Source organism: Rhodanobacteraceae bacterium, from assembly GCA_016713135.1.
GTDB lineage: Bacteria > Pseudomonadota > Gammaproteobacteria > Xanthomonadales > SZUA-5 > JADKFD01.
The window spans coordinates 320,741-332,662 of record JADJPR010000020.1 but is presented as its reverse complement, the minus strand read 5'-3'; the positions used below and the strand labels follow the sequence as shown (position 1 = coordinate 332,662).

The following is an 11,922-nucleotide window of genomic DNA, read 5'->3' as shown; positions in this document are numbered from 1 at the left end:
AGCGCTGGCGCTCCACCCCCCATTTGGCGGATGCTTCACGCTTGGCAGTGCGTCGCGCTTGATCGCGACTGTGAACGGATTCGCAGGCATCGGGCGGGGGAGCGCCCATGCTCGCGCGCTGCCGGAAGCAGCGGCATCGGTGTAGTCGGGGCAACGGAAGGGGTGATCATGGGCCTGTTTGATTTCTTCAGTGGCTTGTTCGGCAAGAAGTCGCCCGACGACCGTCGCGTCAAGAACCGCCCGCGGGTCAAGCGCGGGACCCAGGTGCTGATCATCGACGACTCCACCACCGTGGTGACCATGCTGCGACGCATGCTGGAGCAGAACGGCTACGAGCCGCTGGAGGCTTTCGATGCCGAAAGCGGGATCCAGATGGCCAAGGAAAACCTGCCGCGCCTGATCTTCCTCGACATCGTGCTGCCCGGCATGAACGGCTTCGCCGCCCTGCGCGCGCTGCGCCGGGAGCCGCTGACGGCCGAGATCCCGATCATCATGATGAGCGGCAACGAGCAGGCCACCGAGCACTTCTGGGCGCAGAAGATCGGCGCCGACGACTTCATGAAGAAGCCCTTCTCGCGCCCCGAGGTCTTCGCGCGCGTGGACCGGCTGCTGGGCGTCGCCAAGGAATAACGCGGCGGCAGCGGGCGCCGGAAGGCGCCGCGACACCCGGCGATGCGTCCGCGCATCCGCCGCAAGCGCGCACCTGCACCCGCGATGGCCCTGTGCATCCTGCGACATGACTGCGCCTGTGCCGGGGATGGGCATCGGCATCCTGCGATACACCTGCGCCTGTGCCCGGGATGGCCGCGGGCATCCGGCGATACACGTGCGCCTGTGCCGGCGATGGGCGCGGGCATCCTGCGATACACCTGCGCCTGTGCCGGCGATAGGCGCGGGCATCCTGCGATACACGTACGCCGGTGCCGGCGATGGGCACGCGCATCCGCCGCTGTTGGCGCGCCGGTGGCGATGACAGGCGCGCCCATCCTCGCGCCGGGCGCGCCCGTGGGACCTGGTCATCGGGCGTCGCGCGCCGCAATCACGCGGGACGACTGGACAAGCCGAACGCGTGACATGTAATGTAAACAGGACATATAGTCCGGTTTGAATGACATGATTGTGGCGATCACCGTGTTCACTGCCTTGTTTGGCGCGGCCCTGGCGCTGCTCTCGGGGGTGCTCAGCCGCCCGGTGGCGTGGACCGGCGGCGTGGCTATCGTGCTGGTGGCCTGGGCGATTCGCCGCCGCTGGCATCTGCTGGCGGACCTGGCGCCCGGTACGCCGGAGCGCAAGCTGTGGGTCTGCCTGGGTGCCGCCAGCGTGCTCGCGGCGCACCTGTGCGTGTCGATGGCGCTGATCGGCGTCGAGATGCGCATGCACACGCGTGCCATGCACATCCTCGGCATCGACAGCTGGACCCTGGTGGCAGCGGCCGTGGTGGCCTATCTGATGGTGCGCGAGGCCGAGCCGCGGGCCGACGAGCGCGACGCGCTCATCGCGCACCAGGCGCGGCGCAGCGCCTGGTATTTCGAATTGCTGCTGCTGACCGGCTTGGTCGTGGCGCTGGGCTTCGGCGGCCTGGCGCAGCTTTCGCACGCCGCCATCGCGCATCTGCTGATCCTGCTGCTGACCCTGACCATGGCCGTCGAGAGCGCGCTCGGCCTGCGCGCCTACCGCAGCCTGGTGGATGAGGCCGCAGGGTGAGCAAGTCGAAGATCGGCAATCACTTGCGGCGTTTGCGCTTCGAGCACGGCGAGATGTCGCAGGAGGCGCTGGCACGGCGTGTGGGCATCACGCGCCAGACCGTGATCGCGCTCGAAACCGGCCAGTACGCGCCTTCGCTGGAACTCGCGATGCGCCTGGCCGGCGAGTTCGGGCTACGCGTCGACGATGTGTTTTTCTGGATCGATCCACCGAATCCCAACCACTGAGGACACCATGAAGACTCTGATTCGCGTGCTGGCCTGGGGGCTGGCGGGCCTGGCCGGGTTGTGCCTGCTGGCGCTCGGCTGGGTGTTGTACCTGACCTACAGTTTCGATACCGAGACCCCGCCCGAACGCCAGGGGCAGTTCGACCTGGCGCTCCACGCGCAGCCGGAGCCGGGCCGGCCGCTGATCGTCACCCTGGGCGGTGCCGAGGGCGGCAACATGTGGGAGCACCCGCGTTGGGACGCGCAACGCCAGCGCTTCCTGGACCTGGGCTTCAACCTGCTGACGGTCGCCTACTTCGGCACGCCGACCACCCCGGCGACGCTCGACCGCATCGACCTGGGCGCCCTGATGGCCAAGGTCCGCGCGGAGATGGCGCGCCCCGAGGTGGCCAGCCGCTGCCTGGTGCTGCTGGGCGGATCGAAGGGCGCCGAGATGAGCCTGGCGCTGGCCGCGCATTTCCCGGACGTCGACGCGGTGGTCGCGATGTCGCCGGCCGACACCATGTTCCCCGCCCACACCGAGGCGATGACCACCGGATCGTGGTCGCTGGACGGCCAGCCGCTGCCCTTCGCGCCCTTCCCGTGGTCGGCCGTGCCGGACCTGGTCAAGGGCGACATCGGCGCGGCGATGAGGCGCATCCTGGCGCAACCGGAGGCTGCCGCTGCGCGCATTCCCACCGAGCGCTCGCAGGCGCGGATGCTGCTCATTGCTTCCGAGGCAGACGAGATGTGGCCGGCGCTGACGATGGCGCGCCGCATCGAAGCGCTGATGCCGGAGCGGGTGGACCTGCTGGCGGTGCCCGGCGACCACCGCGCGGTGGTCGAGCACATGGACGCCGTGGAGGCCTTCCTGCGCGAACTGCTGTTCGCTCCGGGCCGCTGCGCCGCACCATCGGCAGGTTGAGGCACAGCAATACGCCGGGTGCCGGCGCTCGCCAGCGGACGAACCTGCGGCACCGTCGCCGCGCACGTCGCGCCGTGCTGGTCGCGCGCTGGCGGGCCGGGGTACGCGGCTGAGCGCGCGCCTCCGCAGAACGCGTGAGGATGGCGGGTCCGCGCGCACAGGGTGGCGTCAGTGTGCCGCGAGCCAGTCCAGCAACACCGCTGGTGGCCGTTGCAGGTCGACTGCGCCGCGCAGCTGGATCCTGGGATTCGGGCACTCGGCATAGCACCGGGCATGGTCGGCGCGTCCGAGGTCGCCTTCGCGTTCGGGGTAACTGCTGACCCAATCGAGCAGCTGGCCCAGATAGGCCTGCTGGGTCTGCGCATCCGGGTATTTGTGCGCCTCGAAGGGGCGGGCGCGACAGTGCGCCAGGCACTGCTCGACATCCACGTCCATCCAGATCAGGGACGCCCCTGCGGCGATGGCCACGCGCGCAAGACCGCCGTAGCAGCCTTCCAGGACACCGCGCGGATGCGATGCGCACCATTCGCGCGTCAGCGCCGCGGCCTCGGCCTGCGGGCGCGCCTGCGCGATCTGGTCCGGTAGCCACGCGATGGTGTCGAGATCCAGGAGCGGCGCCGGGACTCCCGGCGCGCCGATTTCGCGCGCCAGCCAGCGGGCGAGGGTGCTCTTGCCGGCGCCCGAGTTGCCCAGTACCACGATCATGCTGCACCCGCTCCTGCAGGGTTCGGCCAGGTCCACTTCCACACCTGGCCATCCTCCGGGTGTTCGATGGTGCCCTCAAGGTGGAATCCCAGGCGGCGCAGGATCCGGGTGGAGGCGCTTTCGTGCGGCAGCGTGTGCGCCATCGGGCGGATTTCCGGGGCGACTGCCCGCACCAGGTCCAGCAGACGCCGGGCCATCGTGCTGGCGATCCTGCGCCCCTCGAAATGCGGGAAACAGAAGTAGGCGATTTCGACGGACCCGTCGGCGGGTGGGGCGGCGAATCCGCAACTGCCTACACACACGCCATCGATGAAAGCCAGGTAGCCGATCCACGGCGGCTGGTAGCCGCGGCGGGCATACAGATCGAGGGTGGCCTCGCGGACCATGGCAAGGGCAGGATCCCGCGGTGCCAGCGCCTGCGGCAGACCCTCCCCGAGGCGATCGATCGCCACCAGGACCAGGTGGCTGGGGTCTGTTTCCGGTGTGCGCTCGTGCATGACTGAATCCCTGGTGAGCGCGGCGCGCCCGGCATAGGCCATCAGTTTACCCGCGTACCCGTAACCGACGGCCCTTACGTCGCGTCCAACGCAAGGCATAGGGTTGCATCACCGCGACCCGAGTGTCGGCCTCACGGAGAACCTCAAGGAGTTGATGATGGACAGGATGGAAGAGCGCTTCGTCGATCGGCTGCTGCATGCGCTGGCTGCGCTGGGCGAGCACGATCCTTCGCCACCGGAACGACCGGACTGGCAGGCTTGGGCCCGCGAGCAGGCGCCAACCCCCAAGCCCCCTTCCCATTGAGGTATGCCATGAACAAGAACCTGCTCACCGCGGCGCTGGCCGTCGCGATGTCCTTCGCCGCCCATGCCGCGACCATCGTCGCGCCGGGCACCAGCGAGGACTCGGTCAACAAGTCGCTGACGGTCGGCGCCGGCACCGCGGTCAAGGATGTCGAAACCGTCAACGGCAGCATCGACGTTCAGGACGGCGCGCAGGCCGCCGAGGTGTCGACCGTCAACGGCAGCATCGATGTCGGCAACGATGTGACGCTGGTGACGCTGGAGACGGTCAACGGCAGCATCGATGTTGGCGCCGGACTGAAGGCCAGCGGCGATGTGGAAACTGTCAACGGCCGCATCGACATCGGCGCGGGTTCGGCCGTCTCCGGATCGGTGTCGACTGTCAACGGCCGTGTCACGCTGGACCAGGTGACCGTGACCACCAACGTCGAGACCGTCAATGGTGGTCTGAACCTCAAGAACGCGCGCATCGGCGGCAACGTCGAGATGGTCAATGGCCGCGCAGAACTGCTCGATGGTACGGTGGTCGGCGGCGACCTGATCGTGCACAAGCCCAAGGGTGGCTGGAGCTGGGGCAACAAGTCCAAGCCGCCGGTGGTGATCATTGCCGAGGGCAGCGAAGTGCGCGGCCGCGTGGTGATCGAGAACGACGAGGCCAAGGTCTACGTGCACGAAAACGCCCGCGTCGGCGCCATCGAGGGCGTGCAAGCGACCCGCTACTCGGGCGCCAACGCCCCCGAGTAAATCCGTTCAGGAACTATTTGCGCGCCCTGCAGTCCGATTCATCGCAGGGCGCACACTCCGACATCCCCTCCCTGGGATGGTGCAAGTGACAGCGAATGGGACCTCTCGAACCGGGCTTTGGCCCGGTTTTTTTTGCGCCGGAACTGGCGGTGGTGGTCCAGGATTCTGGTGCGCCGGGTGAAACGTCAAACGTGAATCGTCAACTGGCGCGCGGCTGATTGACGTTTTACGTTTGACGTTTCACTCGTCCGACTTTGAACGTCAGACGCCAATCGCCCACTCCCTTGGCCGGACGCACAGATACGGAAACGTGACCATCAGCACCAGCCCGAGCGACAGGCAATTGCCGCGGCGCGGATCGAATTCCTCGAGTACGCGCTTCCATGGCCGGTGCAGCAGCAAGCGGGCGAGGGTGATGTCGAAGCTGGCCATGAACAGGGCGATCGTGAGGCCAAGCGCGAGCAGCTGCGGCGCGCTGCGGTAGCCGATCGGCGGCACCAGCCACCAGCAGACGCCGAAGGCCAGCAGCGATCCGGTCACGATGGCGACCTTCAGCGCGCGCTGCTTGCCGATGCGGGGCACCAGCAGCGCCGCGCGGGCGATGCCGTGCAGGGTCTCGAAACCTGCCAGCGCCACGCACAGCGCCAGGATGCGGATCAGTTCGTCGGGCACGTTCAGCGGGAATCTGGCGGTGACGGAAGCGTCGCGGAGGGAAGAGTCAAACGTCAAACGTCAAACGTCAAACGTCAAACGTCAAACGTCAAACGTCAAACGTCAAACGAGCCGCGGGCCGGTTGACGTCTTACGAATCACGTTTCACCTGGTGGCAACTGGGGCAGCCGGTGTGCGCACGCAGCGCACACCGGTAGCCTTTGCGCGGCGAGACATGGCGCTGGTAGGCCACGATCAGCGCCAGTGCCCAGTCGCGGACCATGTGCCGGCCGGGCTCAGTGGACGTCTGCAGGCGCGGACGGCGGGGCCGGCGCGCCGCGACTGCGCGCACGCCAGGCGCCGAGCAGCGCCTGCGTTTCGGCGTCCGGCCGCGCCGGCAGCTTCCAGTAGGCCGAGCCATCCGGTTTGCGCGCCAGCAGGCGGTGATCCACCAGCGCGCGGCGCAGGCCCACGTGGTCGACGAACGCGCTGCAGCTGCGGAGGATCGCGTTGACCTCGCGCTCGCTGTAGACCCGGCGCGCCTCGAAACGCGTCCACAGGGCCCAGGTGGCGAGCTTCTGCAGGCTGTACTTGGTGGGCCAGCGGACCAGCCGGCCGGCGCTGTCGAACTGCATCAGCGCGCGGCGCGCGTTGGCACTGAGCGGCGGCGGGGCACTGCGCTCCGCTGCAGCGGGCGGAGGCGGCGCCGCCTTGAGCGCCTGCAGGTTGCGGAAGCCGGCCGCGCGGGCGATCAGGTTCTGCAACTCCAGGTGGCCTGGAGCAGCCGCGCGCGCATCGAGCGCACGGGCCAGGCTGCGGGTGAAGCTGGAGAGATCGGAAACGTACAACGGGGTGGTTTGACGGGCCATGGGCCACAAGCTCCTGGTGAGCACCCGCCGGGCAGACATCGCATGCCGCGATGCCGGTGGTCGCCGACTTGCCGGAGTCCCGACGGATGCCATCGATGAGCAGATGGCGGACCGGAATGCCGTAGACGGTGGCAGGTTTAGCTCGCGGACTCACCGCGCGGCGACGCCTGGGTGGACTGCCGACCCTGCCGCTAGGCTAGCGCATCGGGCGTGCAGGGTGGGAGTCCAGGTCGTCCATGCCGGTGATTCGGGCAGCGAAATGGAGGGCACGAGGGCACGAGGCCACGAGGGCACGCAAGAGCCGGTTCGGTGCGAAGGAGCGCCTTTGCGTGCCCTCGTGCCCTCTTGCCCTCGTGCCCCCTGACCCTTGCCCCGCTTCTGCCGTTTCCGGCGCCCGCCCCTCACAAGTCGCCCATGCCCTCCGGTGTGCCGCTCTGGCCCACGCGCAGCAGTTTCAGGGTGTTGGTGCCGCCGAGCAGGCCGGTGTGGTCGCCGGTGGTGACGATCACGCGGTCGCCGGCGGACAACCGCCCCTGGGCGTGCAGCAGTTCCACCGCGAGGCGGGTGGAGTGGGTCACGCCACTGCCTTGCGGATCGAAGGCGACCGCGTGCACGTCGCGGTACAGGCACATGCGCTGGCGCGCGGCCTGGTGGCGGCTCATCGCGTAGATCGGGATGCGCGAGCGGAAGCGCGACAGCCATTGCGCAGTGGCGCCGGATTCGGTCAGCGCGATGATCGCGCGCGCGCCGATACGGTTGGCCATGGTCATCGCCGCCATCGCGATTGCCTGGTCGGTGCGGTGGATCTCCGCCGGCGCCAGCAGCGAGGACTCCTGCGGGTCGAACTGGCGCTCGGCGGCCTCGCAGATGCTGCGCATCGCGGCCACCGCCTTGTCCGGGTGTTTGCCCGAGGCGGTTTCCTGCGACAGCATCACCGCATCGCTGCCGTCGATCACCGCATTGGCCACGTCGAGCACTTCGGCGCGGGTGGGGATCGGCGATTCGACCATCGATTGCAGCATCTGGGTGGCAGTGATCACCACCCGATGGCGCAGCACCGCCTCGCGGATGATGCGCTTCTGCAGGCCGGGCAGCTCGGCGTAGCCGATCTCGACGCCGAGGTCGCCACGCGCCACCAGCACGGCGTCGGACGCATCGATGATCTCGCCGAGGTTCTCGATTGCCTCGGCGCGTTCGATCTTGGCCACCAGCGCCGCCGAGGAGCCCGCGCCGCGCAGCAGCGCGCGCGCCTGGTTCATGTCCGCGGCAGAGCGCGGGAAGGACACCGCGAGGTAGTCCGCGCCCATCCGCGCGGCGAGTTCGATGTCGCGCCGGTCCTTGTCCGAGAGCGCGTCCACCGACAGGCCGCCGCCCAGGCGGTTGATCCCCTTGCGGTCCGACAGCCGCCCGCCGATCAGCACGCGGGTGTGGATTTCCAGCCCCTCGATGCGCTCGACCTTCAGCGAGAGCAGGCCATCGTCCAGCAGCAGGGTGTCGCCCGGGTACACGTCCTGGCACAGCTGCTTGTAGCTGACGCCGACTCGATGGCGCGTGCCTTGCGGCGGCTGGTCGGCGCAATCAAGGATGAAGGGCTGGTCCTGCTCCAGTTCCACCGGACCCTCGGCGAAGCGCTCGATGCGGATTTTCGGGCCTTGCAGGTCGGCCAGGATCGCGACCTCCACGCCGAGCGACGATGCGACGCGGCGCAGTTCCTCGGCGCGCCGCAACTGGTCCTCGGCGGTGCCGTGCGAGAGGTTCAGGCGGATCACGTCGGCGCCGGCCTCGATCACCCGGGCGAGCATGCCCGGTTTGTCGGTGGCGGGGCCCAGCGTGGCGATGATCTTGGTGCGGCGGCTCAGTGCCATGGATTGCTCTCCCTTCCTTAGAGCCGGAACTCTAGCAGGCCGCCGCCACACCCGCGGCACGCCCGGTGGGAGAGACACGCGGCGCATTCGTATGCATCCTTGGTGGCATAGTCGCGATGGCCTGCGATGTGTTCGCCTTAGACTCCCGACCCGCGCTTTCAACAGGGGCCCAGCCCGAATGCCAGCCGCCAGCGAACTGACCGCAGCCTTCCTCGACAAGGCCAAGGGCGTGTTGGTGTCCACCCACGGGTTGAACGCCGGCCTCTGGGACAGCGCCCGGGCGGAGGCGCACCAGGAGGATCTCGCCAGCCTGGCAGACTACGCAGGAAACCTCGGCCTGGACCAGGTCCAGGCGGCCGTGTTCGACCTGTACGCCTACATCAGCGTGTTCACCGAAGGCACCCTGCACCCGAGTGCGGCCCAGCGGCAGGAACTGGGCCGCCTGATCGAGCAGGCCCAGTCGGCGGTGATGGCGCTGGCGGCGAACGGCGCCAGCGATGCCGATGCGCAGGTGTTCCTGCTGATGCCCTCGTCCGAGCCGCCGGTGACGCTGGACGCTGCCCTGCGCCAGGAAGGCCTGCAGCTGCGCGTGTTCCAGGATGGCGACGCGCTGGCGCACGCGTTGCGCATGCGCATGCCGCACGTGATCCTGGCCGAAGCCGGACTGGTGGCTGCGGTGACCGAGATGCTCGATGGCCAGTCAGCCCCCCAGATCCCGCTGGTGGCGGTGAACGATGGCGATCCGGACTCGCGCGTGCAGTCGCTGGTGGACGGTGCCGACTTGTACCTGGAGAATCTGGAGGACACCGGCGTCGCTGCGCATCTGCACGAGTTGTTCTCCAGCCAGGCGGTGGCGCCCTACCGCGTGCTGGTGGTCGACGACGACCGCCAGATGGGCAACTACTGCGAGTCCATCCTCGGGCGCGCCGGCATGCAGGTGCAGAGCACGCAGCAAGCGGCCGACGTGCTGCAGCGCGTGCGCGACTTCAAGCCCGATCTGGTGTTGATGGACTTGTACCTGCCCGGGGTCGACGGCTTGACCCTGACCACCCAGTTGCGCCAGCAGGCGGACGCGGTGGTGCTGCCGATCGTGTTCCTCTCTGGCGAGCACAATGAGGAAGCCCGCTTCCGTGCGATCCAGGCCGGCGGTGATGATTTCCTGACCAAGCCGATCCGGCCGCGTCACCTGGTGGCCGCGGTGCGCAGCCGGATCAAGCGCGTGCGCACGCTCAGCCGGCAGTTGTCGCGCCAGCCCGGCGATGCGCACGGCCATATGCGTCGCGGCGCCTTCCTCGAGCATCTGCGTGGACTGCTGCGCGAGCCGCCCGCCGACCCGGTGGCGCTGCTGGTAGTCATTGTGGATCAGGCGGAGGAGCTCCAGGAGCGGTTGTCGTTGTCCAGCGGGCACGAGCTGGAGCAGGCGGTGGCCTGGCGCCTGGCGCACCATTTCGCGCCGGGAGACCGATATGGCCTGATCCAGGAATTCGGCTTCGGACTGGCGGTCAGCCGGGCTCAGCGCACAGATCTGCTGGCCTTCGCCGGCGAGCTCTGCCGCAGCATTGCCGATCAGCCATTCAAGATCGATGGCGAGAACAGCAAGCTCAGCGTCAGCATCGGACTGGCCCTGATGCCTGCGGGCGAGCAGGGCGTCGATCCCTGGATCAACGCCGCCTTCGCCGCTGCCCGCGCTGCGGCGCGGCTGGGCGGGAACCGGGTGGAAGGATTGCTCGGCGACGGCATCGACGGGATCAGCCCGGAGCGCGTGCTGCGCATCCGCGAACTGCTGCGGGTGGTGGCCGACCGCCGCGTGCTGGCGATCGAGTACCAGCCGGTGATTCCGCTGCGCGGCAGCGGCACCGGGCGCTACGTGGCCCAGGTGCGCCTGCGCGACCGCCGCGAGGCCGTCGGCGGCATCGAGCGCCGCGAGTTCGTGCCGGTGGCGCGCGCCGCTGGGGTGCAGCGCGCGATCGACCGCGACGTGCTCCAGCGCACCCTGAAGGCCCTCGAGGACCAGCGCACGCGCAACCGCGTCAATGACCTCATCGTGCCGGTCGATTTCGCCGGCATGGATGCCGACCAGGTGGCCTGGACGGCCGCCGAGTGGAGCCGGACGCGGCACGCCGACCGCTCGTTGACGCTGGAGTTCGACGGCGCCCTGCTGCTCGAAACCACCCAGGCTGCGCGGACACTGGCGCGGCTGCAGGCGCAGGGCCTGCGCCTGGCCGCCTGGCTGCCTGGGCCCAACCAGTTGCCCGAGCTGCAACGCCTGCCTCTGCACCTGGTGCGGATCCCGGCAGCTGCGCTGCTGGCGCTGGCGCCCGAACATGTCGATCCGATCGTCGGCAACTGGTCGCGCAGCGGCCGCGCGCTGATCGTCGACGAACTGCACGACCTGACGCCCGTCGCCCGCCTGTGGAGCCTCGCTGTCGATTACCTGATGGGCGATGCCGTGGCGGCGGCGGGCCCGCGGCTGGACTTCGATTTCTCCGAGATCAACCTCGGCTGAGCGGAGCGGGCTCCTGCCCGCGCCTCACTCCGGCAGCGACAGCCGCGGATCCAGCTTGACCTCGAACCAGTTCAAGCCCCAGTGCAGGTGCGGACCGCTGGCGCGCCCGGTCATGCCGATGGCGCCGATCGGATCGCCCTGCGCCAGGCGCTGGCCCTCGCTGACGTCGATCCGGCTCATGTGGATGTAGACCGTGCTGACGCCGTGGCCGTGGTCGATCACCACGGTCTTGCCGGTCAGCAGCATGTCCGGGTGCACCAGGCTGACCACGCCGGGCAGCGGCGCGGTGATCGCGCTGCCGCTGGGCGCGGCGATGTCCAGGCCCATGTGCGGGCTTTTCGGCTCGCCGTTGAGCACCCGCTGGCTGCCGTAGACCCCGCTGATGCGCCCGCGCGCCGGCCAGGCGAAGGGCGTCGCGAAGTCGCTGCGCGCGCTGTCCGCCTCGCGCGCCCGGGTGATCAGCGCCGCCTCGCGCTCGATCCGCGCCTGCTCGGCGGGATCCGGGGTCACGGTGGATTGCGGCAGCCCGTTGACGCGCTCGATCGCATACTCGCGCGCCACCACCGGCAGGCCGGCGCAGCGCGCCCGCGCCTCGCCCGGCAGGCGCAGGCACAGGCTCACCCGCGCCTGGTCGCGACCGATGCCGAAAACGAAGCGCCCCTGGCCGTCGATACGCAGAATGCGCTGGTCCACGCTGACCCGCGCGCCGGGTTCCGTGTGGCCGACCACCAGCTGGCCCTGGCGCAAGGGTTGATCGAGGGTGAGGCCGGTGGGTGGGGTGGCGGCGGTGGTGGGGACCGTCGCGACAAGGCCGGCTGCGAGAAGCAGGAGGGCACGAGGGCACGAGGGCACGAGGGCACGGAACAGGGGCCCGGAGGCGGCATTGTCCTCGCGCGCGCGCAGGGCACTGGACTCTGTGGCCCCCGCTCCCGCTCTGCGTGCCCAGT

At 69.3% G+C, this 11,922-nt stretch carries 13 protein-coding genes; 7 read left to right on the top strand and 6 right to left on the bottom strand.

Annotation, left to right across the window (positions count from 1 at the left end; all coding sequences use genetic code 11):
- Positions 1–168 precede the first annotated feature (168 nt).
- The 4 genes from IPK27_16365 to IPK27_16350 all read left to right on the top strand — a co-directional run bounded on the left by IPK27_16365 (position 169) and on the right by IPK27_16350 (position 2,835).
- Positions 169–630 carry a response regulator gene (locus tag IPK27_16365; protein ID MBK8069136.1) on the top strand — a complete coding sequence of 154 codons (462 nt, stop codon included), beginning with the start codon at positions 169–171 and terminating at the stop codon, positions 628–630.
- A gap of 474 nt (positions 631–1,104) precedes the next feature.
- Complete coding sequence (locus tag IPK27_16360) at positions 1,105–1,704, top strand: hypothetical protein (GenBank protein MBK8069135.1); 600 nt, start codon at positions 1,105–1,107, stop codon at positions 1,702–1,704.
- Positions 1,701–1,931, top strand: coding sequence for a helix-turn-helix transcriptional regulator (locus IPK27_16355; GenBank protein ID MBK8069134.1), 231 nt, complete (start codon positions 1,701–1,703; stop codon positions 1,929–1,931). Before IPK27_16360 ends, IPK27_16355 begins: the two co-directional genes overlap by 4 nt.
- A gap of 7 nt (positions 1,932–1,938) precedes the next feature.
- Positions 1,939–2,835 (top strand): hypothetical protein, encoded by an 897-nt coding sequence (locus IPK27_16350; GenBank protein MBK8069133.1) that lies wholly within the window; start codon positions 1,939–1,941, stop codon positions 2,833–2,835.
- Positions 2,836–3,003: 168 nt separating this feature from the next.
- On the opposite strand, the gene IPK27_16345 is transcribed toward IPK27_16350, so the two are convergent.
- Positions 3,004–3,540 (bottom strand): shikimate kinase, encoded by a 537-nt coding sequence (locus IPK27_16345; protein ID MBK8069132.1) that lies wholly within the window; start codon positions 3,538–3,540, stop codon positions 3,004–3,006.
- Positions 3,537–4,037 carry a GNAT family N-acetyltransferase gene (locus IPK27_16340; protein ID MBK8069131.1) on the bottom strand — a complete coding sequence of 167 codons (501 nt, stop codon included), beginning with the start codon at positions 4,035–4,037 and terminating at the stop codon, positions 3,537–3,539. Before IPK27_16340 ends, IPK27_16345 begins: the two co-directional genes overlap by 4 nt.
- Before the next feature lie 157 nt (positions 4,038–4,194).
- On the opposite strand from IPK27_16340, the gene IPK27_16335 reads away from it, so the two are divergent.
- Together IPK27_16335 and IPK27_16330 are read left to right on the top strand one after the other, a co-directional pair.
- Positions 4,195–4,341: a hypothetical protein gene (locus IPK27_16335; protein ID MBK8069130.1), complete on the top strand. Its 147-nt coding sequence runs from the start codon at positions 4,195–4,197 to the stop codon at positions 4,339–4,341.
- A gap of 8 nt (positions 4,342–4,349) precedes the next feature.
- A complete protein-coding gene (locus tag IPK27_16330) occupies positions 4,350–5,084 on the top strand; it encodes a hypothetical protein (protein MBK8069129.1) in 735 nt (244 codons plus the stop codon).
- A 261-nt stretch (positions 5,085–5,345) separates the two neighbouring features.
- On the opposite strand, the gene IPK27_16325 is transcribed toward IPK27_16330, so the two are convergent.
- The 3 genes from IPK27_16325 to pyk all read right to left on the bottom strand — a co-directional run bounded on the left by IPK27_16325 (position 5,346) and on the right by pyk (position 8,469).
- Positions 5,346–5,756 carry a hypothetical protein gene (locus tag IPK27_16325; GenBank protein ID MBK8069128.1) on the bottom strand — a complete coding sequence of 137 codons (411 nt, stop codon included), beginning with the start codon at positions 5,754–5,756 and terminating at the stop codon, positions 5,346–5,348.
- A gap of 275 nt (positions 5,757–6,031) precedes the next feature.
- On the bottom strand, positions 6,032–6,604 hold the full coding sequence (locus tag IPK27_16320) for a DUF2087 domain-containing protein (GenBank protein MBK8069127.1): 573 nt from the start codon (positions 6,602–6,604) through the stop codon (positions 6,032–6,034).
- A gap of 401 nt (positions 6,605–7,005) precedes the next feature.
- Positions 7,006–8,469 (bottom strand): pyruvate kinase, encoded by a 1,464-nt coding sequence (pyk, locus tag IPK27_16315; GenBank protein ID MBK8069126.1) that lies wholly within the window; start codon positions 8,467–8,469, stop codon positions 7,006–7,008.
- 178 nt (positions 8,470–8,647) lie between these two features.
- Here pyk and IPK27_16310 point away from each other — a divergent pair, with 178 nt between their 5' ends.
- On the top strand, positions 8,648–10,975 hold the full coding sequence (locus tag IPK27_16310) for a response regulator (protein ID MBK8069125.1): 2,328 nt from the start codon (positions 8,648–8,650) through the stop codon (positions 10,973–10,975).
- A gap of 24 nt (positions 10,976–10,999) precedes the next feature.
- Here the strand turns inward: IPK27_16310 and IPK27_16305 are convergent, their stop codons facing one another.
- A complete protein-coding gene (locus tag IPK27_16305) occupies positions 11,000–11,827 on the bottom strand; it encodes a M23 family metallopeptidase (GenBank protein MBK8069124.1) in 828 nt (275 codons plus the stop codon).
- Between the last annotated feature and the right edge of the window lie 95 nt (positions 11,828–11,922).